Genomic DNA, 26,817 nt, shown 5'->3' on the forward strand with positions numbered 1-26,817 from the left:
CCTTCCGCGGCCTACTGTTGAGATGTGCGCCCGCCGTGCCCAGTTGCGGTCGGGGCAACTCCCGTACCCGTGACGGGTCCGGGGAAGGGCTTTCCACGGCGAGCCGCTGAGGGATGTCGGGCATCGGGCCGCGTGGCGTGGGCACCGCCGGCTGTGAGAGGGACGGGAATGGAACCGACCGAGAGCGCCGCCCCGGGCTCACGGCTGCGCCTGCGCCGCCTGGCGGTCGTCCGGCGGCGCGGCCGTGAGGACGGGCGGCCCGCGGAGCGACCGGACGCGCGGGGGCGCACCGGGGCGGGCGCCGCGGACGCGCGCGACGCCGGCGCGGCACGCCCGGCCGGCGGGCACGGCATCGGAGAGGCCGCGACGGAGACCGAACGGCACCCGTCCTGGCCCGCGTTGCCCACCGCGGTCGTCGCGGCGGCCGGCTTCGTCCTCGGCGCCGGCTTCCTGCGCGCCTTCACCGGCGGGCACGCCCTCTTCCCGTCCGGCACGGTCGGCTGGTCGCTGGCCGTGCTCACCGGCATCGTCGTCGGCCACCTCGTGATGCTGGGCCGCTCCCGCTGGTGGGGCGGCACCGGCTCCGGCGCGGCCCTCACCCTCGCCGTGCTGCTGCTCTACGGCTGGGTCCCGGCCGGCATGGTCAGCCTCACCGTCGTCGTCCTGGTCGGCATAGCCCGCCGGGGCCGCTGGCGGCAGGGCGTGCTGCACGGCGCGGTCGACCTGCTCGGCATCGGCGCCGGAGCGCTCGTCCTGGCCGCCTTCGGCACCGTGCCGTCCGTCGAGTCGCCGTCCACCCCCGACACCTGGACCCTCTACACCGGTCCCGGGGTGGTGCTCGTCGCCGCCGCCTATCTCGCGGTCACCCGCACCCTGTTGTGGTACCTGCACACCCCGCGCTCGGGCCTGCCCACCGTCGCCCGCACCGCCCTGGTCCGCCAGGGTCTCGTCGCGGTCGCCCTGCTCGGCATCGCCCCGCTGGTGTGCGTGGTCGCCGACGCCAAGCCCGTGCTGCTGCCGCTGTTCGCCATCCCGCTGATCGCCCTCGACTCCACCCTGTGGATCGCCCGCGCGCGGGCCGAGGAGCAGTTGCGCGACCCCCTGACCGGACTGCCCAACCGGCAGTGGCTGCAGGAGCGCATCTGGACCGCGCTGGACGACGCCGAGCGGGCCGGCTCCCGCGCCGCGCTCATGCTCATCGACCTCGACCGCTTCCGGTCGGTCAACGACACCCTCGGCCATCTCGCCGGCGACCGGCTGCTGCTGCAGATCGCCGACCGGCTGAGAGCGGCCCTGCCGCGCGGGGCGGAGGCCGCGCGGCTCGGCGGCGACGAGTTCGCCGTGTTACTGCCCGTGGCGGACTCCACGACGTCCGCCACCCGCGCCGCCCGCGGACTGGTCGCGGCCCTCAGCTCCCCGCTCGACCTCGACGGGCTCACCCTCGTCCTGGAGGCGAGCGCGGGAGTCGCCGTCTTCCCGGACCACGCGTCCGACGCCGAAGGGCTGCTGCGGCGGGCGGACGTGGCGATGTACCAGGCCAAGCGGGACCGCACGGGAGTCGAGGCGTACGAGTCCAAGCGGGACTCCAACACCCCCGACCGGCTGGGGCTGCTGGGCGATCTGCGGCGCGCCCTCGACGCGCACGAGGTGGAGCTGCACTACCAGCCGAAGGTCCGCTTCGACGGCCAGGTCTCCGGTCTTGAGGCGCTGGTGCGGTGGGTGCACCCGGAGCGCGGGCGGGTCCCCCCGGACGAGTTCATAGCGATAGCCGAGTCGTCCGGGCTCATGCCGCAGCTCACCGAGTACGTGCTGGAGACCGCGCTCGGGCAGGTCGCCGAGTGGCGCTCCCAGGGGCTGTTCGTGCCGGTCGCCGTCAACGTCTCGCCGCGCGACGTCCACAGCCCCGGCTTCGCCGGCTCCGTCGCCGCGCGCCTCGCCCGCTACGGGGTGCCCGCGGGAGCGCTCCAGCTGGAGATCACCGAGCACGTGCTGCTGGAGGACCCCACGCGGGCCGCCGACACCCTCAACGCGCTGACCGGGCACGGCGTGAAGATGTCCCTCGACGACTTCGGCACCGGCTACTCCTCGCTGGTGCATCTGCGGCGGCTGCCGGTGAGTGAGCTGAAGATCGACCGCTCCTTCGTGGCCCGGCTGGCGATCGACGCGGAGGACGCGGAGATCGTGCGCTGCACCATCGACCTGGCCCACTCGCTGGGGCTCCTGGTGGTCGCGGAGGGCGTCGAGGACGACGAGACCTGGGAACGCCTGCGGGACCTGCGCTGTGACGCGGTCCAGGGCTGGCTGGTCGCCGCCGCGATGCCCCCGGACGAGACGACGGCCTGGCTCCTCGCCCGGGGCTCCCGGGGCTGGCAGCGGCCGGCCGCGGCCCTGCCCGCTGCGACGGGCACGGCGGAGGACTAGCCCCCCGGCTGACACACGCCGTACTTCGGCCGCGGGTTCGCCGTGGCTGCTCGCGCCGTTCCCCGCGCCCCTCACGGGGCGCTCAGAGCGGAGGTTTCACGGGCATGGGGCCCCGCCCCATAGGATTGGTCCCAAACCACACACACTCACCCCAGAGGATCGCTGCATGCCTGGCATCACGCGCGAGGAGGTCGCCCACCTCGCCCGGCTGGCGCGTCTGGAGCTGAAGCCCGAAGAGCTCGACCACTTCGCGGGCCAGCTCGACGACATCATCGGCGCGGTCGCCCGCGTCAGCGAGGTCGCCGACCAAGACGTACCGCCGACCTCGCACCCGCTCCCGCTGACGAACGTCATGCGGGCCGACGAGGTCCGTCCCTCGCTCACCCCCGAGCAGGCGCTCTCCGGCGCCCCGGCCCAGGAGCAGCAGCGTTTCAAGGTGCCGCAGATCCTGGGGGAGGAGTAAACCGCCATGAGCGATCAGATCATCAAGCTCACCGCGGCCGAGACCGCGGCGAAGATCGCCTCCGGCGAGCTCACCGCGGTCGAGGTCACCGAGGCCCACCTGGCCCGCATCGAGGCCGTCGACGAGAAGGTGCACGCCTTCCTGCACGTCGACCGTGAGGGCGCCCTCGCGCAGGCCCGCGCCGTCGACGCCAAGCGCGAGCGCGGCGAGAAGCTCGGCCCGCTCGCCGGCGTTCCCCTCGCGCTGAAGGACATCTTCACCACCGAGGGCGTCCCGACCACCGTCGGCTCCAAGATCCTCGAAGGCTGGATCCCGCCGTACGACGCGACGCTCACCAAGCGCCTCAAGGCCGCCGACGTCGTCATCCTCGGCAAGACCAACATGGACGAGTTCGCCATGGGGTCCTCCACCGAGAACAGCGCCTACGGCCCGACCGGCAACCCGTGGGACCTCACCCGCATCCCCGGCGGCTCCGGCGGCGGTTCCTCCGCCGCGCTCGCCGCGCACATGGCGCCGCTCGCCATCGGCACCGACACCGGCGGCTCCATCCGCCAGCCGGCCGCCGTCACCGGCACGGTCGGCGTGAAGCCGACGTACGGCGCGGTGTCCCGGTACGGCATGGTGGCGTTCTCCTCCTCCCTCGACCAGGGCGGCCCCTGCGCCCGCACGGTCCTGGACGCGGCCCTGCTGCACGAGGTGATCGCCGGGCACGACCCGATGGACTCCACCTCCGTCGACGAGCCGGTCCCGCCGGTCGTGGAGGCCGCCCGTAACGGCAGCGTCCAGGGCATGCGCGTCGGCGTCGTCAAGCAGTTCCGCGGCGAGGGCTACCAGGCCGGCGTCGTCCAGCGGTTCGACGAGTCGGTCGAGCTCCTCAGGGAGCTGGGCGCCGAGATCGTCGAGCTGGACTGCCCGTCCTTCGACCTGGCGCTCTCCGCGTACTACCTGATCGCGCCCTCCGAGTGCTCCTCCAACCTCGCCCGCTTCGACGGCCTGCGCTACGGCGCGCGCGTCGGCGACGACGGCACGCACTCCGCCGAGGAGGTCACCTCGCTGACCCGTGAGGCCGGCTTCGGCGACGAGGTCAAGCGCCGCATCATGCTCGGCACGTACGCGCTCAGCTCCGGCTACTACGACGCGTACTACGGCAGCGCCCAGAAGGTCCGCACGCTCATCAAGCGGGACTTCGACAAGGCCTTCGAGCAGGTCGACGTGATCGTCTCCCCGACGACCCCGACCACCGCCTTCCCGATCGGCGAGCGCGCCGACGACCCGATGGCGATGTACCTCGCCGACCTGTGCACCATCCCGACCAACCTGGCGGGCAACGCCGCCATGTCGCTGCCCTGCGGCCTCGCGCCGGAGGACAACCTGCCGGTCGGGCTGCAGATCATCGCCCCGGTCATGAAGGACGACCGCCTCTACAAGGTGGGTGCCGCCGTCGAGGCCGCCTTCGTGGAAAAGTGGGGCCACCCGCTGCTCGAGGAGGCTCCGTCGCTGTGAGTGCACTGACCAAGGCCAAGGGCTTCAAGAAGTCCCGGTCCGGTACGTACCTGTCCATGGCCGCCACCGCGTTCGGCGCGTTCGGCGTCGCCAAGCGGCTGAAGACGGCGCGCGCCGAGAAGGACACCCTGGTCCTGATCGACGCGACCGTGTCCGCCGCCGCGATCGTCACCGGCCTCGCCATCCTCTACCGCGAGCTGAAGCGGCTGGGCGACGACGACGTCCTGCTGGGCTGAGAGGGAAGTTTTCACCGTGACCACCACGACCGACCTGGTGTCGTACGAGGACGCGCTCGCGTCGTACGACCCCGTCATGGGCCTCGAGGTCCATGTCGAACTCGGCACCAAGACCAAGATGTTCTGCGGCTGTTCGACGGCCCTCGGTCAGGACGCCAACACCCAGACCTGCCCGGTCTGCCTCGGCCTGCCCGGCGCGCTCCCGGTCGTCAACGCGACCGGCGTCGAGTCCGCGATCAAGATCGGCCTCGCGCTCAACTGCGAGATCGCCGAGTGGTGCCGCTTCGCCCGGAAGAACTACTTTTATCCGGACATGCCGAAGAACTTCCAGACCTCCCAGTACGACGAGCCGATCGCCTTCGACGGCTACCTCGACGTGCAGCTGGAGGACGGCGAGGTCTTCCGCGTGGAGATCGAGCGCGCCCACATGGAGGAGGACACCGGCAAGTCGACGCACGTCGGCGGCGCCACCGGCCGCATCCACGGCGCCTCGCACTCGCTGCTCGACTACAACCGCGCCGGCATCCCGCTCATCGAGATCGTCACCAAGCCGATCGTCGGCGCCGGCGAGCGCGCTCCCGAGGTCGCGCGGGCGTACGTCCGTGAACTGCGCGAGCTCATCCGCGCGCTCGGCGTGTCCGAGGCCCGCATGGAGATGGGCCAGATGCGTTGCGACGTCAACCTGTCGCTGATGCCGAAGGGCGCCGAGAAGTTCGGCACCCGCAGCGAGACGAAGAACGTCAACTCGCTGCGTTCCGTCGAGCGCGCCGCCCGCTTCGAGATCCAGCGGCACGCGGCCGTGCTGTCGTCCGGCGGGACGATCGTGCAGGAGACCCGGCACTTCCACGAGGACACGGGGTCCACGACCTCGGGCCGCGTGAAGGAGGAGGCCGAGGACTACCGCTACTTCCCCGAGCCCGACCTGGTGCCGGTCGCCCCGTCACGGGAGTGGGTCGAGGAGCTGCGCGCGGGCCTGCCCGAGCTGCCGCTGGTGCGCCGCAACCGGCTCCGCGAGGAGTGGGGCGTCTCCGCCACCGACATGCAGGCGATCCTCAACGCCGGTGCGCTGGACCTGATCGTCGCCACGATCGACGCCGGCGCCGACGCGGCCTCCGCCCGCAAGTGGTGGATGGGCGAGCTGGCCCGCAGCGCCAACGAGTCCGGCACGGCGCTGGACGAGCTGGCGATCACCCCGGCGCAGGTGGCCCGGGTGACCGAGCTGGTGGCCAAGGGCGACCTGAACGACAAGCTGGCCCGCCAGGTCATCGAGGGCGTCCTCGCCGGTGAGGGCACCCCCGACGAGGTCGTGGAGAAGCGCGGTCTGAAGGTCGTCTCCGACGAGGGCGCGCTCACCGCCGCCGTCGACGAGGCGATCGCCGGCAACCCCGCGATCGCCGACAAGATCCGCGGCGGCAAGGTCGCCGCGGCCGGCGCACTGGTCGGCGCGGTCATGAAGGCCACGCGCGGTCAGGCGGACGCGGCCCGGGTGAAGGAGCTGATCCTTCAGAAGCTGGGCGTCGAGGGCTGAGCCGGTACGGCATGAGGGAAGGGGGCGCACCCGCCGGGTGCGCCCCCTTCCCGTGCGACGAGCGGGTCAGCGGCGGCGGCCCACCACACGGGTGAAGCCCAGCGTGCGGCCCTGGTCGGCGCGCACCAGCCGCCCGTTCTCCCGGCCCATCCGCACATGGAACTCGTCCGTGTGGTGCTCGGCGACCACGTCGCACCACAGCAGCCACTCCCGCCAGCCGTCCTCCAGCCAGTCGGCCGCCAGGACGTCCACGGCGCCGCTGCGGGTCCAGTGGCGGCGCCACCAGGCGGGGCTGTGGAAGCACCAGAACGCGGGCTCCCAGAAGGGCCTCAGGTGCTCCGGCGGTTCGCTGCCCTCGATCTCCTCGGACAGGGACGGGACGACGACCCCGATCCGGCCGCCGGGCTTCAGCAGCCGGGTCAGCGTCGGCAGGTAGAGATCGTCGGTGCCGAAGTACTGGTACGCGTCGACGGAGACGATCGCGTCGAAGGTCTCCTCCCCGAAGGGCAGGTCGTGCGCCTCCGCGAGGACGGGCTGGACGCGGTCGGCGACGCCCGCCTCGGCGATCCGGCGGGCGTTCTCGTCCGGCGTGATCCACAGATCGGCGGCGGTGACCTGGACGTCGTACTCCCGGGCGAGGAAGACGGACGTCAGGGCGCGGCCGCAGCCCAGGTCGAGCACCCGGGCGCCCGGGCGCAGGGTGTCCAGACCGAGGGCGGGGGCCAGCCACTCCAGCAGCCACAGCGCGTGCGGGCCCATCTGGTTGTCGATGGTCCAGCGCGGGTCGTAGGCGCTGCTGCGGGGGTACCGGGGCAGGCTGAGGAGGCTAGCGAGGTCGTCGTGCGAGGTGTTCGATGTGATGTCCGACATCGGTGAACGGGCTCCTTGAGGCCGTGAAGAGGGAAGGGGTCGCGTCGGAGGTCGGACGGACAAGCATCAAAGCACCTGCTTCGGCCGGCGGCGCAGTGCCGCGGATGTGTCGGACCGACGGACGCTAACAGCTGTGCGGGTGGACCCGCATCCGGGTTTCCGGAGGTGAGGCGCTACGCTCCGGCCATGAGTGGACGCCCTGACTCCGACCTGCCCCCGGACACTCAGACCACCCCGGAGCCGACCGAGGACGCCCCGCGGGACCTCCCGGAAGACCTCCCGGACGACCTCCCGGAGGCCGAGGACGAGGACCTCCTCCTCGAGCAGGCGCGGCGGGCACGCTGGGGCTCCGTCGGCACCGGCGCCCTGCTCGCCCTCGCCGGAACGGCCGCCACCGCGCTCCGTGCCGCCGACGCCGCCCCGGCCCTCGTCCTGGCCGCCTACGCCTGCGGGGCCGCCGTCTGCGCCCTGGCGGCCGTGCTGGGCGCGCGCGGACGCACCCGCAGGGCGCTGTGGACGACCGTCGCGGGCGTCATGGTCATGGCGCTGGGCGACCACTTCGACTGAGGCGGTCGGCGGCCCGCGCGCCCCTCGTGACCAGCGCGGAGACGAACTCAAGAAGAAATGTGAGTTAGTCCACGAAAGCGACAAACGATCATTTTCGCCTGTAACAGTGGCAGGGCATTGCTCATGCGTTCTTTGCGATCCGTCCGGCTGTTCGCCGACGGCATCCGCTCAAAGATCCACCCCGAGCCATACCGGGAGCACGTCTGTGGCAGCCCTAGCACGTTGGTGCGTACAGCGCCGTCTGGTCACCGTTCTGCTGTGGCTGCTCGCCCTGGTCGGAATCGCGGCGGGCGCCTTCGCCGCCGGCTCCGCCTACTCGAACGACTACAACGTGCCCGGCACCGAGTCGGGGCGCGCCACCGAGCTGCTGAAGGAAGGCTTCCCCTCGCTGGGGGGCGACAGCGACAGCGTGGTCTGGCACACATCCTCCGGCACCGTCCGGGACAGCGGCGTCGAGCAGACCATGACCCACACCCTCGACCGGCTCGAGGAGCTGCCCGGCGTGGCCTCCGTGAGCGGCCCGTACGACGAGGGGGGCGCCGGACGCGTCAGCGCCGACGGCCGTACCGCCTACGCCACCGTGACCTTCGAGCACTCCGGCACGGACATCACCAGCGGTGAGGCCGAGGCCGTGGTCAAGACGGCGAAGGCCGCCGAGACCGACGGGCTGGACGTCGAGCTGGGCGGCAGCGCCGTGGAGCTGAGCGAGTCGTCCGGCGGGCACACCGCCGAGATCGTCGGCGTGGCCGTCGCCGCCGTCGTGCTGTTCCTCGCCTTCGGCTCCCTCGCCGCCTCCCTGCTGCCCATCGCCACCGCGCTGGTGAGCGTGGGCACCGCCTACGCGGGCATCGTGCTGCTCGGCCATGTGATGACCGTCGCGGACTTCGCGCCGATGCTCGGCCTGCTGATCGGGCTGGGCGTGGGCATCGACTACGCGCTGTTCATCGTCACCCGGCACCGTCGCGGACTGAAGCGCGGCCTGAGCGTCACCGAGGCCGCCACCAACGCCGTCGCCACCACCGGCCGGGCGGTCGTGTTCGCGGGTGCGACCGTGTGCATCGCCCTGCTGGGCATGCTGATCCTCCGCCTGAACTTCCTCAACGGCGTCGCCGTGGCCGCCTCGCTCACCGTGGTCCTCACCGTCGCCGCCTCCGTCACCCTGCTGCCCGCCCTGCTGTCGCTGATCGGCACACGCGCCCTCAGCCGCCGGGAGCGGCGCCGGCTCGCCGAGCACGGACCGGAGCCGGAGGTGCCCACCGGGTTCGCCGCCCGCTGGTCGGCGTTCGTGGAGCGCCACCCCAAGCTGCTCGGCGCGCTCGCCGTCGCCGTGATGGCCGTCCTCGCGCTGCCCACCTTCTCGCTCCACCTGGGCACCTCCGACCAGGGCAACGACCCGAAGACCTCCACCACCCGCCAGGCCTACGACCTCATCGCCGACGGCTTCGGACCGGGCGTGAACGGGCCGCTCACCCTGGTCACCGAGGTCGACGGCGCCCAGGACCGGCTCGCCCTGGACAACCTGGGCTCCACCCTGCGCACCACCGAGGGCGTCGCCTCCGCGTCGCCGGTCACGTACAACCAGGGCGGCGACACCGCCTTCCTCACCGTCGTACCGGACTCGTCCCCGCAGTCGAAGCAGACCAGCGACCTGGTCGACCGGCTGCGCGAGGACGTGCTGCCCCGCGCCGAGTCGGGCACGTCGCTCGACGTGCACGTCGGGGGCGTGACGGCCGGCTACGACGACTTCGCCTCCGTCATCGTCGGCAAGCTGCCCCTGTTCGTGGGGGTCGTGATCGGCCTGGGCTGTCTGCTGCTGCTCCTCGCGTTCCGCTCCATCGGCATACCGCTCAAGGCCGCCGCGATGAACGTGGCCGCCGTCGCCGGCGCGTTCGGCGTGGTCGTCATGATCTTCCAGTGGGGCTGGGGGAGCGAACTGCTCGGCCTCGGCAGCGCGGGCCCCATCGAACCCTTCCTGCCTGTGATCATGGTGTCGGTGCTGTTCGGGCTGTCGATGGACTACCAGGTCTTCCTGGTGAGCCGGATGTACGAGGAATGGCTGGAGACCGGCGACAACCGGCGGGCCGTGCGCGTGGGCCTCGCAGAGACCAGCCGCGTGATCAACTCCGCCGCCGTGATCATGATCTCCGTCTTCCTCGCCTTCGTGCTCAGCGGCGACCGGGTGATCGCCATGTTCGGCATCGCCCTCGCCGCGGCCGTCGCCCTCGACGCCTTCGTGCTGCGCACCCTGCTCGTGCCCGCGCTGATGCACCTCCTCGGCGGCGCCAACTGGTGGCTGCCGAAGTGGCTGGACCGGATCCTGCCCCGGATCAGCATCGAGCCGCCCGAGTGCCGTGCCGCCCATGAGAGGCTGGCCGCCGTCACGGACGCCGAGGTGGCGGACGTGCTGGCGGAGGAGGAGCGGCAGCGGGATGTACGCGATACGACTGGGTGACGACGGCGCCGAGATGCGCCCCCTGGAGATCTGGCACGCCGAGGAGTTCCTCGCCCACCTGGACCGGGGCCGCGAGTTCATCAACCGGTACGTCCCCTTCGGCTCCCGCGCCACCGACCTGGACACCGCGCGGGAGGCGCTCCAGCGCTACGCCGACCTGCGCGCCGCCGACACCGCCTGGGTGCACGGGCTGTGGCTCGACGGCAAGCTGGTCGGCGGGGTCCTCACCCTGAACTTCGACGCGGCGGCCGGCACCTGCGAGCTCGGCTGCTGGCTGGAGCCCGCCGGCACCGGACGCGGGCTGGTCACCCGCGCGATGCGCGTGCTGATCGACTGGGCCGTCGAGGAGCGCGGCATCCACCGCGTCGAATGGGTCGCCGCGTCCGGCAACACCGCCAGCGTCGCCGTCGCCCGCCGGCTCGGCATGACCCGCGACGGCGTCCGCCGCGAGGCCCACCTCCATCACGGCGTACGGCACGACCTGGAGGTCTGGTCCCTGCTGGCCCCCGAATGGCGCGCCCGCGCGGCCTCCTGAGGAGGGTCCTAAGCACCCTCTTAGGCGCCGGCCCGGCAAGGCGCTCCACTTCTAAGGCATCACCGCCCGCGAAGATATGGAACTCTCCCGATGCGGCTCGACCGCCTTGGAGACGAAGGTGAAGGCATCGCAGAAAGCGATACCGACACCGGATCCGAGGGGGACACCATCATGTTCGAGATCGAGCTGCACCGGCTCCGCCACGACGAGCTGATCCGCCGGGCCGAGACGGAGCGCCGGGTCCGCGAGGCGGTACGCGTCCGCCGCGCCGCCCGCCGCGGAACCGCCGCACGCGGCGCCGAACCCGAGAGCCATACCCGGCGCCGGTCCTGGTTCGCCCGGACCGCATGAGCACCGCCCAGGGGCGGCGGCCGCACGGAAGCGGCCGCCGCCCCGTCGTCGGTGCACACGGCCCAGGAAGGCGTTCGGGACGAGAAGGAGGGGGCGCCGTGCCGGTGCGCCAGGAGAGGAAAACCACTGCGCCCTCCTCGCGGGCCCGTGCGATGCTCGGGGGCGTGGAGACCAAGTCCGTCAGTCCCGTCTTCGTCGGCCGCACCGCCGAACTCGCCACCCTGATCGACGCGTTCGTCCGGGCCGGCGCCGGTGAACCGCAGGCGCTGCTGGTCGGCGGCGAGGCCGGGGTGGGCAAGACCCGCCTCGTGGAGGAGTTCGCCGCCACCGTCCGCGACCGGGGCGGGATCGTCGCCCTCGGCGGATGCGTGGAGATCGGCGCCGACGGCCTGCCCTTCGCCCCCTTCTCCACGGCCCTGCGCCAACTGCGCCGGGAACTGCCCGACCAGCTCACGGCCGCCGCCGACGGGCAGGAGGAGGAACTGGCCCGGCTGCTGCCCGAGCTCGCCGTCGCCGCCGCCCGCGAGGCCCGCCGCGACGAGCAGGGCATGGCCCGCCTCTTCGAGCTCACCGCCCGCCTGCTGGAACGGGTCGCCGCCGAGCACACCGTCGTCCTCGTCCTGGAGGACCTGCACTGGGCCGACGCCTCCACCCGCCATCTGCTCGCCTATCTGTTCCGCACCCTGCGCACCGGCCGCCTGGTCGTCCTCGCCACCTACCGGTCCGACGACATCCACCGCCGCCACCCGCTGCGCCCCCTCCTCGCCGAACTCGACCGGCTGCGCACCGTCCACCGCGTCGAACTGGGCCGCTTCAGCCGCGAGGAGGTGCACCGGCAGATCGCCGGCATCCTCGCCCGCGAACCCGAACCGGACCGCGTCGACGACATCTTCGAACGCTCCGACGGCAACGCCTTCTTCGTCGAGGAGCTCGCCGTCGCCGCCGACGAGGGCTGCCGCACCGGTCTCACCGACTCCCTGCGCGACCTGCTCCTGGTCAGGGTCGAGAACCTGCCGGAGAGCGCCCAGCGGGTCGTCCGGATCGTCGCCGAGGGCGGCTCCACGGTCGAGGACCGGCTGCTCGCCGCCGTCGCCGGGCTCGGCGAGGACGATCTCATCGAGGCCCTGCGCGCCGCCGTCAACGCCAGCATCCTCACCCCGGCCCCCGACCGCGACGGCTACCGCTTCCGGCACTCCCTGGTCCGCGAGGCCGTCAGCGACGACCTGCTGCCCGGCGAGCGGTCCCGGCTCAACCGCCGCTTCGCCGAGGCCCTGGAGGCCGACCCCGTGCTCGTCCCCGCGGACGAGCGGCCCACCCGGCTGGCCAGCTACTGGTACCACGCCCACGACGCCGCCAAGGCCCTGCCCGCCGTCCTCGACGCCTCCGTCGTGGCCCGCCGGCGTCACGCCTACGCCGAGCAACTGCGCCTGCTGGAGCGGGCGATGGAGCTGTGGGACGCCGTGCCCGACACCGTGCGCGCCGGGCTGCGGCCGCTCGACCACGCCGAGGCCTACCCGCCCCCGCCGCCCGGCTGCGACGAGGACCCCTGCGCCGACGACACCGCCACGCGGCCGCTGCGCTACCTCGACCTGCTGGCGGAGGCCGCCGTCGCCGGCCGCCTCTGCGGCGAACGCGAACGCTCCCTGAAGCTCACCAGGCGGGCGCTGCGCCTCCTCGACGAGGACCCCGACCCGCTGCGTGCCGCCTGGTTCTGGGTGCAGCGCTCCCGGCTCACCCAGGCCCTCGCCCGCGGCGACGGCTGGGAGGAGCTGGGCACCGCTCAGGAACTCGTGCGCGGACTGCCGCCCTCCGAGGTGCACGCCGAGGTGCTCGCCTCCGCCGCCGGCTGGTCGATGCTGCACGAACCCGGCCCCGACGCCATGGCCGCCGCGGAACGCGCCGTCGAGTACGCCCGTATGGTCGGCGCCCACGACATCGAGCTCAACGCCCGGCTCATCCTCGGCGGCCTCATGGTCGACGCCGGCGACATCGAGGCCGGGCTCGCCGAGATGTACGAGGTCAAGGAACGGGCGACCGACCTGGGCGTCGACATGGTGCTGGCCCGAGCCTTCGTCAACCTGCCCTCCGTGCTGGAGGGCGTCGGCCGCTCCGAGGAGGCCGTACGGCTCCTGGAGGAGGGCGTCCGGGTCACCCGGCGGCTCGGCCTGCTGGACTCCGAAGGGTGGGTGTGGGGCAACCTCGCCGAGTCCCTGCTGTCCGTCGGACGCTGGGAGGACGCCGCCCGCGCCGCGGCCAGCGCGCAGGGGTCCGAGCAGAGCGCCAAGCCGCGCGCCGGCGGCTCGCTGCGCCTGGCCCATCTCGCCTACCTCCGGGGCGACACCGCCGGGGCGGCCCGCTGCCTCGCCGAGGCCCGCGCCCACTTCGGCACCCACGACCCGATGCCCCAGTACGCCCTCCCGATGAAGTGGGTCGCCATCCGCGTCGCCGCCGCCGAAGGCCGCCCTGAGGAGGCCCGCGCCGAACTGTCCGCCGCCCTCGACGCCGGCTTCCCGCCCGGCACCCAGCGCTACGCGTGGCCCCTGCTGCTCGCCGCCACCACCGCCGAGGCCGACCGGTACGGCGACCCCGCGACCGAACCGGGCCGCCCCGAGGTCCTCGACCGGATCCGCCGGGCGGCGAGGAATCTCGCCACCGGGGTGCCCTTGTGGAAGGCCCACGACCAGTGGCTGCGCGCCGAACTGCTGCGCGCCGACGGCCGGAGCGAGCCGGACGCCTGGTCCGAGGCCGTCGCGGCGCTGGAGCCGCTGGGGCGGCCCCATGATCTCGCCTGCGCCCGCTTCCGGCTCGCCGAGGCGCTGCTGGCCGCCGGCGGGGGCGAGGACGAACGGGCCCGCGCCACCGAGCTGCTGCGCCTGGTCGACGCCGTCGCCTCCCACCTGGGCGCGGCGCCGCTGGCCCGGGACGCCGCGCTGCTGGCCCGCCGCGGCCGCCTCGCGCTGACGCCCGCCCCGCGCGAGGAGCCGGCCCCGGCGCCCGCCGACCCGGCCGAGGCGCTCGGCCTGACCAGCAGGGAGCGGGACGTGCTGCGTCTGGTGGCGGCCGGGCACACCAACCGGCGGATCGCCGAGGAACTGTTCATCTCGCCGAAGACGGCCAGCGTCCATGTGTCGAACATCCTCGCCAAGCTGGGCGTCTCCGGCCGCGGCGAGGCGGCGGCGGTGGCCCACCGCCTGGGCCTGTTCCCGGACGGCTTTCCCGACGGATCCGGACATCTCGCCACCGCGCGACAATCGGTGTAGGACGCAGACGGCCCGGCACCCGGGGCCCGGTGAAAGGGGAGCGATGTTCAACGCCTTCGAGGAACTGTTCTCCCCTGGGCGCAAACACACCCAGGACGAGCAGAAACGCCTGGCGCTGACCCGGGAGGACGTCGGCGACGCCGACCCCGGACGCGGGCCGATAGACCTCGCCTCCGGGAAGGTCACCGTCCGCCGGCCGGCCCCCGCCGACGAGGAGACGGACCACGCCGACGGCACCGGCGACGCCCCGGACGCCTCCGCCGGGGGACGGACGCCGGCTAGCTGACCCGCAGCTCCAGCACGCGGTCGTCCTGCGGCTCCGGGCTGCCCCGGCCGTCCGTGTTGCTGGTCACCAGCCACAGCCGGTCGCCGCCCGCCGCGACCACGGTGCGCAGCCGGCCGTACTCCTCCTCCAGGAACGCTTGCGGCTTCGCGGAGGCCTCCGTGCCCTTGAGGGGTATGCGCCACAGCCGCTCGCCGCGCAGCCCCGCCATCCAGACGGACCCCTCGGCGTACGCGATGCCGCTGGGAGAGGCGTCCTCGGTGCTCCACTGCGCGATCGGGTTGTGGAAACCGCCCTCGTCCGCGTGGCCCTCGGCCTCCGGCCAGCCGTAGTTGTCGCCCGGCGCGATCGCGTTCAGCTCGTCCCAGGTGTTCTGGCCGAACTCCGAGGCGAACAGCCGCTGTTCACGGTCCCAGGCCAGGCCCTGCACATTGCGGTGGCCGTAGGAGTACACGGGGGAGCCGGGGAACGGGTTGCCCGGGGCCGGCTCGCCGTCCGGGGTCATCCGCAGGATCTTGCCGCCGAGGGACTCCTTGTCCTGGGACAGCCCGGTGTCGCCGCTCTCGCCCGTGCCCGCGTAGAGCATGCGGTCCGGGCCGAAGGCGATCCGCCCGCCGTTGTGGATCACGCCCTTGGGGATGCCCCGGAACACCGTGTCGGGCGCCCCGAGCTGCTCGCCCGCCGGCTTCCGCTCGTTGTAGAGCATCCGCACGATGCGGTTGTCGGAGGCGGAGGTGAAGTAGGCGTAGATCATGTGGTCCGAGGCGAAGTCGGGGGAGAGGGCGATGCCCAGCAGACCCCCCTCGCCCTCGGCCGCCACCCCGGGCACCTCGCCCAGCTCGGTCTTCTTCCCCGTCTTCCCGTCGATCCGGGTGAGCGTGGCCTCGTCGCGGGAGGACACCAGGAGGTCACCGTCCCCGACCGGGGCCAGACCCCAGGGGCCGGCCAGCCCCGTCGCCACCGTACGGACCACCGTCACCGAGCCCTTCGCGGGCGGGGTCTCCTCCGCCTTCCCGGACGGGGAGGACGGGGCCGCGGCGCCGGCCGAGGAGGCGGCGGCGTCCTTCTCCGGCGGCGCTCCGTCGTCGGAGGAGCAGCCGGCGGTCAGCAGGAGCGCGGCGGCGGCCAGCACGGCCGGCACGGCTCGTCGTTGCACGATCTCGTCCCTTCGACGCGGCGGGTTCTGTCTGTCATACACCGCTCGCGCCTCCCAGGTTCCCGCTTCGCCGGGGCCGAACCTCGTGAGGACCTCAGTCCCACGACCCCTGCGCCGGCGGCAGGCTCGCGATCTCCGCCAGGTCCTCGCCGGTCAGCCGCAGCTCCGCCGCCGCCGCGTTCTCCGTCACCCACCGCTCCTGCTTGGCGCCCGGCACCGGGATCACCTGGCGGCCCCGGCCCAGCACCCAGGCCAGGGCGACCTGTGCCGGGGTGACGTGCTTCCCGTGCCGGCGCGCGACCCGGCGCAGACCGGCCACGATCGGCTGGTTCGCGGCCATCATCTCGGCCGTGAACCGCGGATGCCGGGCGCGCAGGTCGTCCGCCTCGAACCCCTCGCCGGGCGTCAGCGTCCCGGTCAGGAAGCCGTTGCCCAACGGCATCGCGGCCAGGAAACCCACGCTCCGCGCCTCGCACCAGGGCAGCAGCGTCTCCATCGCCTCAGGCGACCACACCGACAGCTCCGCCTGCACCGCGCTCACCGGGAAGACCTGCTGCACCCGCTCCAGCTGCCGGACCGTCGCGTCGTGCAGCCGCGCCCCCGGCCGCCGCGACGAGCGCGCCCCGACCGCGCACAGGCCCAGCGCCCGCACCTTGCCCGCCCGCACCAGCTCCGCCATCGCGCCCCAGGTCTCCTCGACCGGGACCTCCGGGTCGGCGCGGTGCAGCTGGTAAAGGTCGATCACGTCGGTCTGCAGCCGCCGCAGCGACGCGTCGCAGGCCCGCCTGACGTATTCGGGGCGGCCGTTGGCCACGATGTGCTGGTCGCCCACCAGCAGCCCGACCTTCGTCGACACGAAGGCGTCGGCACGCCGCTCCTTCAACACCCGCCCGAGCAGCAGCTCGTTGGTGAACGGGCCGTACATGTCGGCGGTGTCGAGGAGGGACGAGCCCGTGTCCAGCGCCCGGTGCACCGCCCTCAGCGACTCCTCGCCGCGCTGCCTGGACGTGCTGTAGGCCCAGCTCATCGGCATGCATCCGAGGCCTACGGCGCCCACCGAGAGCGCCGCCGCGCCGATCGTCCTGCGCTCCACCTGCTCGTGACCCTCCCTCTCCGGTCCCCCAACCTAACCTCTGCCGTTCCGGCGGCCTGAACTAGCCTCCGTGGCATGACTCCTGACGTGTGGCTTCCCATTCCCCCGGACGAGATCGACGGGCTCCCCGAGGGGCCGCGCTACCACTTCTGGGACGGCGCCGAGACGTACCCGGCCGCCCCGGAGGAGTGCGACTTCTACGTCGTGCCGTACATGAAGCCCGCCGAGGTGTGCCTGCGTCCGCTGTCCCGGATGCGGTCAGTGCGGGTGGTGCAGACCCTGTCGGCCGGCATCGACCATGTGCAGCCCGGGCTGAAGGACCTGCCCACGGGGGTGCGGCTGTGCAACGCGCGCGGGGTGCACGAGGCCAGCACCGCGGAGCTCACGCTCACCCTGATCCTCGCCTCGCTGCGCGGCATCCCCGGCTTCGTGCGCGCCCAGGACCGGGGGGAGTGGCAGGGCGGGTTCCGGCCGGCGCTCGCCGACCGGACCGTCCTCATCGTCGGGTACGGCTCGATCGGCGCGGCCGTCGAGGACCGGCTCGCCCCCTTCGAGCTCGCGCGGGTGGCGCGCGTCGCGCGCTCCGCGCGCACAACGGAGCGCGGGCCGGTGCATCCGCTCACCGAACTTCCCTCGCTGCTTCCGGAGGCGGACGTCGTCGTCCTGTGCACCCCGCTGACCGAGGGCACCCGGCACCTCGTGGACGCCGGGTTCCTGGCCCGGATGAAGGACGGCGCCCTGCTGGTGAACGTCGCCCGCGGACCGGTCGTCGACACCAAGGCCCTGCTCAACGAGGTGGAGAGCGGCCGCATCACCGCGGCCCTCGACGTCACCGACCCCGAACCCCTGCCCGCCGGCCACCCGTTGTGGCGGGCGCCGGGCGTCCTGATCACCCCGCACGTCGGCGGACCCACATCCGCGTTCCTCCCCCGCGCCAAGCGGCTGCTGCGCGACCAGTTGCGCCGATACGTGAACCGCGAAGCGCTCGGGAACGTGATCCTGGTGACGGGAACGGAAGACGTGTAGTCCGCTTCGAGTACCGTCCGCGACCCCCCGGGAGCGGTGGGTACGCGGCGGCCCGTTGACCGTCACGGAGCGTAGAGGACCTATGTCCCTGAGTGACGATCCTGGTGTATCGTCCCGGCAGGGGCTGCGCCGCCGACCAACGGCGCGGGGGAGCGACACGGAGACTGTGAGGGGGGCGACGGGCGATGCACGGCCACAGGACCAGCGATCCGACGCGGCGGATGCGTCGGCGACGACACCGGCGCGCGGACACGCACAGGCACGGTCAGCACATCCGGCGCGGCGGGCGGACCGACGGCGCCGGCCCCCACCACCCTCCCCGGCAGACCGGCCGGCGGACCCGGGCCCACGCGCAACGGGGACCGTGGAGCGCGGAGGCGGCGCGGACCGGGAGGGACCGGTGAGCGCGCCGCCGACCCCCACCCTCGACGGAGCGCTGCGTCCCGCGTCCGGCCCGCGGACCCTGCTGCCCGCGTCCGCCGTCGGCCGCCCCGGCCCCGCGGCCCAGCTGGTGCTCGCCCTGGTCTGCGGCGCCTACGCCGTCGGCGCCGCGTTCGGCTGGGGGTCGGAGCGACTGGCCCTGATCATGGGGGACTTCGGGCTGAGCGCCGCCGCCGCGGCCGCCGCCGTGTCCTGCGCGGTCTACGCCCGCAGCCGCCGCACCCGGTACCGGTCCGCCTGGATGCTGTTCGGGCTCTCCTCGGCCATGGCGTCCCTGGGCAATCTGGTCTGGGGCTGGTACGAGGTCGTGCTGGACCGTGACGTGCCGAGCCCCAGCTACGCCGACCTGTTCTTCCTCTGCTTCGCGCCGCCCGCCATCGTCGGCCTGCTGGTGCTCGCCAAACGGCCCGTGACCAAGGCCGGCTGGGTGTGCCTCGGCCTCGACGCCTGGCTGATCGGCGGCTCGCTGCTGACCCTGGCGTGGAGCCTCGCCCTCGCGCAGGCCGCCCAGGCCGAGGGGCCCGGCGTCGCGCACACGGCGCTGTCCCTGGCGTACCCGCTGCTCGACATCGCCCTCGTCAGCATGGTCCTCGCGCTGCACTTCCGGCGCTCCTCGGTCAACCGCTCGGCGGTGAACACGGCGATCGGCGCGCTCGCGCTGACCGTGATGTGCGACGCCCTGTTCACCTCCCCGCTGCTGCACGCCGACTACCGCTCCGGGCAGTTGCTCGACGCGGGCTGGTTCGCCGGGTCGCTGCTGCTCGCCTACGCCCCCTGGACCGCTCCCCGCCGCGGCGGGCCGGACCGGGAGACGTCCACCCGCGTGGTCCGCGAGCACCTGCCCGGGCGGCGCGCCGCTCCCGACCACCAGCACGGACCACCACCCGGCGGGGGAGCGGGCCGGTACCAGGTGTCCCGGCCCATCGCCGGATCCCTCGCCGCGCTCACCCCCTACCTGGCCGCGGCCGTGTGCACCCTGGGGATTCTCTACAACGTCCTCAACGGCCGCAGTGTCGACCGGGTCGTGCTGATCACCGGGGGCACCGTGGCGCTCGCGCTCGTGGTGCGCCAGGGCATCATGCTCCTGGACAACATCACCCTCACCCAGGAACTCGCCCAGGCGGAGAACCACTTCCGCTCCCTGGTGCAGGGCTCCAGCGACGTCATCATGATCGCCGCCCCCAGCGGCGTCCTGCGGTACGTCTCCCCGGCCGCCGCCGGGGTGTACGGCCGACCGGCCGAGGATCTGGTCGGCACCGAACTGGCCTCCCTGATCCACCCCGAGGACCTCGGCCGTGTGGTGCACGAGGTGCGCAGGTTTCTCGCCGCCGACCCGGTGGAGGAGCCCACCACGCGGATCGAGTGCCGGTTCCGCTCCGGCGGTGGGGGCGCCTCCCGCTCATGGGGGTCCCCCCGCTCGAGCGAGACCGGGAGCGGGGGAGAGGCCGGGAGCGGGGAGACCTGGCTCAACGTGGAGTCGACCGTCAACCGGCACCACGGCGGCCTCATCTTCAACAGCCGCGACGTCACCGAGCGCGTCCGCCTCCAGGCCCAGCTCCAGCACAACGCGGAGCACGACCCGCTGACCGACCTGCCCAACCGCGTGCTGTTCACCCGGCGCGTGCAGCAGGCCCTCTCCGGCCGCCGCGCCTCGGACCGGGGCGCCGCCCTGCGCGGCACGGCGGTGCTCTTCATCGACCTCGACGGCTTCAAGGGCGTCAACGACACCATCGGTCACCAGGCCGGGGACGAACTGCTCGTACAGGCCGCCCGCAGACTCCAGGACGCCGTCCGCAAGGGCGACACCGCCTCCCGGCTCGGCGGCGACGAGTTCGCGGCGCTCATCGTCGGCGACGGCGTACGCGACCGGGACGCGCGCGAGCGGCACATCCTCGAACTCGCCGACCGGCTCCGAGCCACCCTCTCCCAGCCCTACCTCATCGACGGCAACGATGTCCGGGTCAACGCCTCCATCGGCGTCGCCTTCGCCGAACCGGGCATCGGCGCGGGTGAGTTGCTGCGCAACGCCGACCTCGCGATGTACCGGGCGAAGGCGGCGGGCAAGGGCCGGGTCGAGCTGTACAAGCCGCACATGCAGCAGGACGTCGTCCGCAAGGCGGAGCTGGCCACACGGCTGCGTGCGGCGCTGCACCACGGCGAGTTCGCCCTGCTGCACCAGCCCGTGGTGTGCCTGGCGGACGGCCGGATCACGTCGGTGTGCGCCCAGGCGCGCTGGCGCTCCTCCCAGGGCGTGCTGTTCACGCCCGCGGAGTTCCTGCGCGTCGCCGAGGACAGCGAGAAGACCGCCGAGCTGGGCCGCTGGGTGCTGGAGGAGGCCGTCGGGCAGGCCGCCGAACGGCACGCGACGGGCCTGCCCGTGCCGGTGGCCGTACGGCTGGGCGCGCGCCGGCTGCTGGACCGCTCGCTGCCGCTCGGCTCGGTCGAGGCGCTGCTCACCCGGCACGGTCTGCCGTCCGGCTCACTGGTCGTGGAGCTGGCCGACATCGATCCCCGGGTCTCCCTCGACGAACTGGAGCGGCGGCTCACCGTGCTCAAGCGGCTCGGCGTACGGATCTCCCTGGACGGCTTCGGCAGCGGACGCGCGGCGATCACGGCCCTGCGACGGCTGCCCCTCGACATGCTGAAGCTCGACCGCGGCCTGGTCGACGAGGTGGCGGAGTCCGCACGGCTGTACAAGATCACCCACGGGCTGCTGCGGATCGCCTCCGACCTCGGTCTGCAGACCGTGGCCGACGGGGTGGACCTGCCCGAGCAGGCCGAGGCGCTGCGCGCGATGGGCTGCACCCACGGGCAGGGACTGGCCTTCTCCGGGCCGCTCGACGAGTACCGGCTGCGCCGGGCGCTGGCCTCCGGGCACTACCCGGTGCCGCACGCCCCGGGCGAGCCGGTGCTGGCCGGCGGGGGCGGTTCCGGCGTGTACTCCACGGGGGTGACGGCGGTACTCGAAAGCACTACGACACTCCGCTCACATAATGAGACTCCCGTCCCACCCACTTGACAGTGGCTGTGCGCCGGGGGAGGGTCAATGCCATGCGCACCCGAATTCTCGTACTTGGAAAGCGCGTCGGCTGACGCTGAGCGACGAACGCTCAGCGACCCACCACCCGGCGCGCTCCCCTCGCTTGCCTTACGGCACGAGGGGTTTTTTGTTGCACAGGCACCTGCCGAGCAGCACGCGTAACCCGCACGAACCTCGCAAAAAACCCTCAGCATCGAGAAGAGAATGCCGATGACCGAGCAGGCCACCGGGGCCCATCACCCGCAGCCGCGGCCCCGTTCCGGAGGACAGCAGTCCGCCCCCGTCGAGCACGTCACGGGCGCGCAGTCCCTCATCCGCTCTCTCGAGGAGGTCGGCGCCGACACCGTATTCGGCATTCCCGGCGGTGCGATCCTTCCGGCGTACGACCCGCTGATGGACTCCACACGGGTGCGTCACGTCCTGGTCCGGCACGAGCAGGGCGCGGGTCACGCGGCCACGGGTTACGCGCAGGCCACCGGCAAGGTGGGCGTCTGCATGGCGACCTCGGGTCCCGGCGCCACCAACCTGGTCACGCCCATCGCCGACGCGCACATGGACTCCGTCCCGATGGTGGCGATCACCGGCCAGGTCGCCTCCAAGGCGATCGGCACGGACGCCTTCCAGGAGGCGGACATCGTCGGCATCACCATGCCGATCACCAAGCACAACTTCCTGGTCACCAAGGCCGAGGACATCCCGCGGGTCATCGCCCAGGCGTTCCACATCGCCTCCACCGGCCGTCCCGGCCCGGTGCTGGTCGACATCGCCAAGGACGCCCTCCAGGCGAAGACCACCTTCACCTGGCCGCCCGTCATGGACCTGCCCGGCTACCGGCCCGTCACCAAGCCGCACGCCAAGCAGATCCGCGAGGCCGCCAAGCTCATCACCTCCGCGAGGCGACCGGTCCTCTACGTCGGCGGCGGTGTCCTCAAGGCCCGCGCCACCGCCGAGCTGAAGGTCCTCGCAGAACTCACCGGAGCTCCCGTCACCACCACCCTGATGGGACTCGGCGCATTCCCCGACAGCCACGAGCTGCACGTGGGGATGCCGGGCATGCACGGTTCGGTCACCGCCGTCACCGCGCTGCAGAAGGCCGACCTGATCGTCGCCCTCGGAGCCCGCTTCGACGACCGCGTCACCGGCAAGCTGGACAGCTTCGCCCCGTACGCCAAGATCGTCCACGCCGACATCGACCCGGCGGAGATCGGCAAGAACCGCGCCGCCGACGTGCCGATCGTCGGTGACGCCCGCGAGGTCCTCGCCGACCTCATCCAGGCCGTCCAGAAGGAGCACGCCGAGGGCCACCGCGGCGACTACAGCGCCTGGTGGAAGGACCTGAACCGCTGGCGCGACACCTACCCGCTGGGCTACGACCAGCCCGCGGACGGCTCGCTCTCCCCTCAGCAGGTCATCGAGCGCATCGGGCAGCTCGCCCCGGAGGGCACGATCTTCGCGGCGGGCGTCGGCCAGCACCAGATGTGGGCCGCGCACTTCATCCAGTACGACAGGCCCGCCACCTGGCTGAACTCCGGCGGCGCCGGGACCATGGGCTACGCGGTCCCGGCCGCCATGGGCGCCAAGGCCGGCGCGCCCGACCGCGCGGTCTGGGCGATCGACGGCGACGGCTGCTTCCAGATGACCAACCAGGAGCTCACCACCTGCGCCCTGAACAACATCCCGATCAAGGTCGCCGTCATCAACAACGGCGCCCTCGGGATGGTCCGCCAGTGGCAGACCCTCTTCTACAACCAGCGGTACTCCAACACGGTCCTGCACTCCGGCCCCGACGACGTCAACCCGGAGGCGAGGGGCACCCGCGTCCCCGACTTCGTGAAGCTGTCGGAGGCCATGGGCTGCCACGCGATCCGCTGCGAGGACCCCGCGGACCTCGACAAGGTCATCGAGGAGGCGAACTCCATCAACGACCGCCCGGTCGTCGTGGACTTCATCGTCCACGAGGACGCGATGGTCTGGCCGATGGTCGCCGCCGGCACCTCCAACGACGAGATCATGGCCGCCCGGGACGTGCGCCCCGACTTCGGCGACAACGAAGACGACTGAGCGAGAGAGACCGAAGAGATCATGTCCAAGCACACGCTCTCCGTCCTGGTGGAGAACACCCCCGGCATCCTCGCCCGGATCGCGGCCCTGTTCTCCCGCCGCGGCTTCAACATCGACTCGCTCGCCGTCGGTGTCACCGAGCACCCCGACATCTCCCGCATCACCATCGTGGTGAGCGTCGACGAGTTCCCGCTGGAGCAGGTCACCAAGCAGCTCAACAAGCTGGTCAACGTGCTGAAGATCGTCGAGCTCGAACCCGGGCAGGCCGTCCAGCGCGAACTCGTCCTGGTGAAGGTGCGCGCCGACAACGAGACGCGCTCCCAGATCGTCGAGATCGTCCAGCTGTTCCGCGCCAAGACCGTGGACGTCTCCCCGGAGGCCGTGACCATCGAGGCCACCGGGAGCAGCGACAAGCTGTCCGCCATGCTGAAGATGCTGGAGCCGTTCGGCATCAAGGAACTGGTCCAGTCCGGCACGATCGCGATCGGACGCGGTGCCCGTTCGATCACCGACCGGTCGCTGCGCGCCCTGGACCGGTCGGCGTAAGACACGGAACGGGCGGCCGGGACACGGCCGGCCGCCCGTATCGCGAGACCCTCAACCTTCCCCCTCCCTCACCGTCATACGGTGGGACGCAACACCTGCACACAAGGAGAGAACCCAGTGGCCGAGCTGTTCTACGACGCCGACGCCGACCTGTCCATCATCCAGGGCCGCAAGGTCGCGGTCATCGGCTACGGCAGCCAGGGCCACGCCCACGCCCTGTCGCTGCGCGACTCCGGCGTCGACGTGCGCGTCGGTCTGCACGAGGGCTCCGCGTCCAAGGCCAAGGCCGAGGAGCAGGGCCTGCGCGTGGTGACCCCGTCCGAGGCCGCCGCCGAGGCCGACGTCATCATGATCCTCGTCCCGGACCCGATCCAGGCCCAGGTCTACGAGGAGTCCATCGCCCCGAACCTGAAGGACGGCGACGCGCTGTTCTTCGGCCACGGCTTCAACATCCGCTTCGGCTTCATCAAGCCCCCGGCCGGCGTCGACGTCTGCATGGTCGCCCCGAAGGGCCCGGGCCACCTGGTGCGCCGTCAGTACGAGGAGGGCCGCGGCGTCCCCTGCATCGCGGCCGTCGAGCAGGACGCCACGGGCAGCGCCTTCGCGCTGGCCCTGTCGTACGCGAAGGGCATCGGCGGCACCCGCGCCGGCGTCATCAAGACCACCTTCACCGAGGAGACCGAGACCGACCTGTTCGGTGAGCAGGCCGTCCTCTGCGGTGGCACCGCCGCGCTGGTGAAGGCGGGCTTCGAGACGCTGACCGAGGCCGGTTACCAGCCGGAGATCGCCTACTTCGAGTGCCTGCACGAGCTGAAGCTGATCGTGGACCTCATGTACGAGGGCGGCCTGGAGAAGATGCGCTGGTCGATCTCCGAGACCGCCGAGTGGGGCGACTACGTCACCGGCCCGCGGATCATCACCGACGCCACCAAGGCCGAGATGAAGAAGGTCCTCGCCGAGATCCAGGACGGCACCTTCGCGCAGACGTGGATGGACGAGTACCACGGCGGCCTGAAGAAGTACGCGGAGTACAAGAAGCAGGACTCCGAGCACCTCCTGGAGACCACCGGCAAGCAGCTGCGCAAGCTGATGAGCTGGGTCGACGAGGAGGCCTGAGCCCGGTCGTCCTGAGGGCCGGGGCGCCACGCCCCGGCCCTTCGGGCGAACCAGGGGTAACGTCGGTAGTACGGCGTTGTCCATCCCGTCCGCCACGGACGGGTGATCCTTCCGAAGCGGCGTAAGACGACGCCCTCGGCGCCACTACACTGCTGCACTACATACGCGTCAGGCCCACAGCGTCGTGCGTCTTCCACGCGGCTAGCACTTCTTCACCGCCTGCGGCCGTCGGGACGGCCGTCCGCATTGGGACTTGTGAGGACTCACGTGAGCTCGAAACCCGTCGTACTCATCGCTGAAGAGCTGTCGCCCGCCACCGTCGACGCACTCGGCCCGGACTTCGAGATCCGGCACTGCAACGGCGCGGACCGAGCCGAACTGCTCCCCGCCATCGCCGACGTGGACGCGATCCTGATCCGCTCGGCCACCAAGGTGGACGCCGAGGCGATCGCCGCGGCGAACAAGCTGAAGGTCGTCGCGCGAGCCGGCGTCGGCCTCGACAACGTCGACGTCTCCGCCGCCACCAAGGCCGGCGTGATGGTCGTCAACGCCCCCACCTCCAACATCGTCACCGCCGCCGAGCTCGCCTGCGGACTGATCCTCGCCACCGCGCGGAACATCCCGCAGGCCAACGCCGCGCTGAAGAACGGCGAGTGGAAGCGGAGCAAGTACACGGGCGTCGAGCTCGCCGAGAAGACCCTCGGTGTCGTGGGTCTGGGGCGGATCGGCGCCCTCGTCGCGCAGCGCATGTCCGCCTTCGGCATGAAGGTCGTCGCCTACGACCCCTACGTCCAGCCCGCGCGGGCCGCGCAGATGGGCGTCAAGGTGCTGTCGCTGGACGAGCTGCTCGAGGTCTCCGACTTCATCACCGTCCACCTGCCGAAGACCCCCGAGACGCTGGGCCTGATCGGCGACGAGGCGCTGCGCAAGGTCAAGCCCACCGTGCGCGTCATCAACGCCGCGCGCGGCGGCATCGTCGACGAGGAGGCGCTGTACTCGGCGCTCAAGGAGGGCCGCGTCGCCGGCGCCGGCCTCGACGTGTACGCCAAGGAGCCGTGCACCGACTCCCCGCTCTTCGAGTTCGACCAGGTCGTCTGCACCCCGCACCTCGGCGCCTCCACCGACGAGGCCCAGGAGAAGGCCGGCATCGCCGTCGCCCGCTCGGTGCGCCTCGCCCTCGCCGGTGAGCTGGTCCCCGACGCGGTGAACGTCCAGGGCGGCGTCATCGCCGAGGACGTCAAGCCGGGCCTGCCGCTCGCCGAGCGCCTCGGCCGCATCTTCACCGCGCTGGCGGGCGAGGTCGCGGTCCGCCTCGACGTCGAGGTGTACGGCGAGATCACCCAGCACGACGTGAAGGTGCTGGAGCTGTCCGCGCTCAAGGGCGTCTTCGAGGACGTCGTCGACGAGACCGTCTCCTACGTCAACGCCCCGCTGTTCGCGCAGGAGCGCGGTGTCGAGGTGCGGCTGACGACCAGCTCGGAGTCGGCCGACCACCGCAACGTGGTGACCGTGCGCGGCACCCTCGCGGACGGCGAGGAGATCTCGGTCTCCGGCACGCTGGCCGGCCCCAAGCACGTCCAGAAGATCGTCGCGGTCGGCGAGTACGACGTCGACCTCGCGCTCGCCGACCACATGGTCGTCCTGCGCTACGAGGACCGCCCGGGTGTCGTCGGCACCGTCGGCCGCATCCTCGGCGAGGCCGGCATCAACATCGCCGGCATGCAGGTCGCCCGTGCGACGGTCGGCGGCGAGGCGCTCGCCGTGCTGACCGTCGACGACACGGTGTCCACCTCGGTGCTGGGTGAGCTGGCCGCGGAGATCGGCGCGACCTCGGCCCGGTCCGTGAACCTGGTCTGACCCCACCCTTCG

Annotated in this window: 20 protein-coding genes; 17 read left to right on the forward strand and 3 right to left on the reverse strand. The window is 72.5% G+C overall.

The window, feature by feature from the left end; genetic code table 11:
- Window positions 1-168 precede the first annotated feature (168 nt).
- The 5 genes from ACP7TJ_RS23415 to gatB all read left to right on the forward strand — a co-directional run bounded on the left by ACP7TJ_RS23415 (window position 169) and on the right by gatB (window position 6,151).
- The gene (locus tag ACP7TJ_RS23415) at window positions 169-2,421 is read left to right on the forward strand and encodes a putative bifunctional diguanylate cyclase/phosphodiesterase (protein WP_367452753.1); all 2,253 of its coding nucleotides are present in this window, start codon (window positions 169-171) and stop codon (window positions 2,419-2,421) included.
- A 166-nt stretch (window positions 2,422-2,587) separates the two neighbouring features.
- Window positions 2,588-2,884, forward strand: coding sequence for an Asp-tRNA(Asn)/Glu-tRNA(Gln) amidotransferase subunit GatC (gene gatC, locus ACP7TJ_RS23420; protein WP_006130840.1), 297 nt, complete (start codon window positions 2,588-2,590; stop codon window positions 2,882-2,884).
- A 6-nt stretch (window positions 2,885-2,890) separates the two neighbouring features.
- Entirely contained in the window at window positions 2,891-4,387 is a 1,497-nt protein-coding gene (gene gatA / locus ACP7TJ_RS23425; RefSeq protein WP_093768057.1) for an Asp-tRNA(Asn)/Glu-tRNA(Gln) amidotransferase subunit GatA, read from the forward strand.
- Complete coding sequence (locus tag ACP7TJ_RS23430; protein WP_033276008.1) at window positions 4,384-4,623, forward strand: hypothetical protein; 240 nt, start codon at window positions 4,384-4,386, stop codon at window positions 4,621-4,623. The genes gatA and ACP7TJ_RS23430 overlap by 4 nt, the downstream gene beginning before the upstream one ends.
- 16 nt (window positions 4,624-4,639) lie before the next feature.
- Window positions 4,640-6,151, forward strand: coding sequence for an Asp-tRNA(Asn)/Glu-tRNA(Gln) amidotransferase subunit GatB (gene gatB, locus ACP7TJ_RS23435; protein ID WP_167744745.1), 1,512 nt, complete (start codon window positions 4,640-4,642; stop codon window positions 6,149-6,151).
- 66 nt (window positions 6,152-6,217) lie between these two features.
- Here gatB and ACP7TJ_RS23440 read toward each other — a convergent pair whose 3' ends face one another.
- A complete protein-coding gene (locus ACP7TJ_RS23440) occupies window positions 6,218-7,021 on the reverse strand; it encodes an SAM-dependent methyltransferase (protein WP_167744746.1) in 804 nt (267 codons plus the stop codon).
- Between the two features lie 186 nt (window positions 7,022-7,207).
- Here ACP7TJ_RS23440 and ACP7TJ_RS23445 point away from each other — a divergent pair, with 186 nt between their 5' ends.
- The 6 genes from ACP7TJ_RS23445 (at window position 7,208) to ACP7TJ_RS23470 (ending at window position 14,472) form a co-directional block, all read left to right on the forward strand.
- Window positions 7,208-7,588, forward strand: a complete 381-nt coding sequence (locus ACP7TJ_RS23445; RefSeq protein ID WP_367452756.1) for a hypothetical protein — start codon at window positions 7,208-7,210, stop codon at window positions 7,586-7,588.
- A gap of 205 nt (window positions 7,589-7,793) precedes the next feature.
- Entirely contained in the window at window positions 7,794-10,040 is a 2,247-nt protein-coding gene (locus tag ACP7TJ_RS23450) for an MMPL family transporter (RefSeq protein ID WP_193459873.1), read from the forward strand.
- Complete coding sequence (locus ACP7TJ_RS23455) at window positions 10,018-10,575, forward strand: GNAT family N-acetyltransferase (RefSeq protein WP_093768052.1); 558 nt, start codon at window positions 10,018-10,020, stop codon at window positions 10,573-10,575. Before ACP7TJ_RS23450 ends, ACP7TJ_RS23455 begins: the two co-directional genes overlap by 23 nt.
- A gap of 90 nt (window positions 10,576-10,665) precedes the next feature.
- The gene (locus ACP7TJ_RS23460) at window positions 10,666-10,926 is read left to right on the forward strand and encodes a hypothetical protein (protein ID WP_370164937.1); all 261 of its coding nucleotides are present in this window, start codon (window positions 10,666-10,668) and stop codon (window positions 10,924-10,926) included.
- 152 nt (window positions 10,927-11,078) lie between these two features.
- Entirely contained in the window at window positions 11,079-14,186 is a 3,108-nt protein-coding gene (locus ACP7TJ_RS23465; protein ID WP_404716039.1) for a helix-turn-helix transcriptional regulator, read from the forward strand.
- A gap of 43 nt (window positions 14,187-14,229) precedes the next feature.
- The gene (locus tag ACP7TJ_RS23470; protein ID WP_401544625.1) at window positions 14,230-14,472 is read left to right on the forward strand and encodes a DUF6191 domain-containing protein; all 243 of its coding nucleotides are present in this window, start codon (window positions 14,230-14,232) and stop codon (window positions 14,470-14,472) included.
- On the opposite strand, the gene ACP7TJ_RS23475 is transcribed toward ACP7TJ_RS23470, so the two are convergent.
- Together ACP7TJ_RS23475 and ACP7TJ_RS23480 are read right to left on the reverse strand one after the other, a co-directional pair.
- Window positions 14,465-15,610 (reverse strand): PQQ-dependent sugar dehydrogenase, encoded by a 1,146-nt coding sequence (locus ACP7TJ_RS23475; protein ID WP_425950435.1) that lies wholly within the window; start codon window positions 15,608-15,610, stop codon window positions 14,465-14,467. The two genes, ACP7TJ_RS23470 and ACP7TJ_RS23475, sit on opposite strands and share 8 nt — an antisense overlap.
- A 109-nt stretch (window positions 15,611-15,719) precedes the next feature.
- Window positions 15,720-16,718, reverse strand: coding sequence for an aldo/keto reductase (locus ACP7TJ_RS23480; RefSeq protein ID WP_376725870.1), 999 nt, complete (start codon window positions 16,716-16,718; stop codon window positions 15,720-15,722).
- A 75-nt stretch (window positions 16,719-16,793) separates the two neighbouring features.
- Here ACP7TJ_RS23480 and ACP7TJ_RS23485 point away from each other — a divergent pair, with 75 nt between their 5' ends.
- The 6 genes from ACP7TJ_RS23485 to serA all read left to right on the forward strand — a co-directional run bounded on the left by ACP7TJ_RS23485 (window position 16,794) and on the right by serA (window position 26,805).
- The gene (locus ACP7TJ_RS23485; protein ID WP_427765135.1) at window positions 16,794-17,744 is read left to right on the forward strand and encodes a 2-hydroxyacid dehydrogenase; all 951 of its coding nucleotides are present in this window, start codon (window positions 16,794-16,796) and stop codon (window positions 17,742-17,744) included.
- A 400-nt stretch (window positions 17,745-18,144) separates the two neighbouring features.
- The gene (locus tag ACP7TJ_RS23490; RefSeq protein ID WP_427765138.1) at window positions 18,145-21,204 is read left to right on the forward strand and encodes a putative bifunctional diguanylate cyclase/phosphodiesterase; all 3,060 of its coding nucleotides are present in this window, start codon (window positions 18,145-18,147) and stop codon (window positions 21,202-21,204) included.
- A gap of 231 nt (window positions 21,205-21,435) precedes the next feature.
- Window positions 21,436-23,286, forward strand: a complete 1,851-nt coding sequence (locus ACP7TJ_RS23495) for an acetolactate synthase large subunit (protein WP_093768118.1) — start codon at window positions 21,436-21,438, stop codon at window positions 23,284-23,286.
- A 21-nt stretch (window positions 23,287-23,307) separates the two neighbouring features.
- Window positions 23,308-23,832, forward strand: a complete 525-nt coding sequence (gene ilvN, locus ACP7TJ_RS23500) for an acetolactate synthase small subunit (protein WP_042167943.1) — start codon at window positions 23,308-23,310, stop codon at window positions 23,830-23,832.
- A 117-nt stretch (window positions 23,833-23,949) separates the two neighbouring features.
- On the forward strand, window positions 23,950-24,948 hold the full coding sequence (ilvC, locus tag ACP7TJ_RS23505; RefSeq protein WP_367422235.1) for a ketol-acid reductoisomerase: 999 nt from the start codon (window positions 23,950-23,952) through the stop codon (window positions 24,946-24,948).
- Between the two features lie 267 nt (window positions 24,949-25,215).
- The gene (gene serA, locus ACP7TJ_RS23510; RefSeq protein WP_019524399.1) at window positions 25,216-26,805 is read left to right on the forward strand and encodes a phosphoglycerate dehydrogenase; all 1,590 of its coding nucleotides are present in this window, start codon (window positions 25,216-25,218) and stop codon (window positions 26,803-26,805) included.
- Window positions 26,806-26,817: the final 12 nt, after the last annotated feature.

It is taken from the genome of Streptomyces sp. DSM 41931 (assembly GCF_050271085.1).
In the GTDB taxonomy this organism is placed as follows: domain Bacteria; phylum Actinomycetota; class Actinomycetes; order Streptomycetales; family Streptomycetaceae; genus Streptomyces; species Streptomyces albogriseolus.

Coding starts and splice junctions, on each gene's coding strand:
- ACP7TJ_RS23415 (WP_367452753.1), top strand. CDS start 169: ATGGAACCGACCGAGAGCGCCGCCCCGGGCTCACGGCTGCGCCTGCGC.
- gatC (WP_006130840.1), top strand. CDS start 2,588: ATGCCTGGCATCACGCGCGAGGAGGTCGCCCACCTCGCCCGGCTGGCG.
- gatA (WP_093768057.1), top strand. CDS start 2,891: ATGAGCGATCAGATCATCAAGCTCACCGCGGCCGAGACCGCGGCGAAG.
- ACP7TJ_RS23440 (WP_167744746.1), bottom strand. CDS start 7,021: ATGTCGGACATCACATCGAACACCTCGCACGACGACCTCGCTAGCCTC.
- ACP7TJ_RS23445 (WP_367452756.1), top strand. CDS start 7,208: ATGAGTGGACGCCCTGACTCCGACCTGCCCCCGGACACTCAGACCACC.
- ACP7TJ_RS23455 (WP_093768052.1), top strand. CDS start 10,018: ATGTACGCGATACGACTGGGTGACGACGGCGCCGAGATGCGCCCCCTG.
- ACP7TJ_RS23460 (WP_370164937.1), top strand. CDS start 10,666: ATGCGGCTCGACCGCCTTGGAGACGAAGGTGAAGGCATCGCAGAAAGC.
- ACP7TJ_RS23465 (WP_404716039.1), top strand. CDS start 11,079: ATGCTCGGGGGCGTGGAGACCAAGTCCGTCAGTCCCGTCTTCGTCGGC.
- ACP7TJ_RS23470 (WP_401544625.1), top strand. CDS start 14,230: ATGTTCAACGCCTTCGAGGAACTGTTCTCCCCTGGGCGCAAACACACC.
- ACP7TJ_RS23485 (WP_427765135.1), top strand. CDS start 16,794: ATGACTCCTGACGTGTGGCTTCCCATTCCCCCGGACGAGATCGACGGG.
- ACP7TJ_RS23495 (WP_093768118.1), top strand. CDS start 21,436: ATGACCGAGCAGGCCACCGGGGCCCATCACCCGCAGCCGCGGCCCCGT.
- ilvN (WP_042167943.1), top strand. CDS start 23,308: ATGTCCAAGCACACGCTCTCCGTCCTGGTGGAGAACACCCCCGGCATC.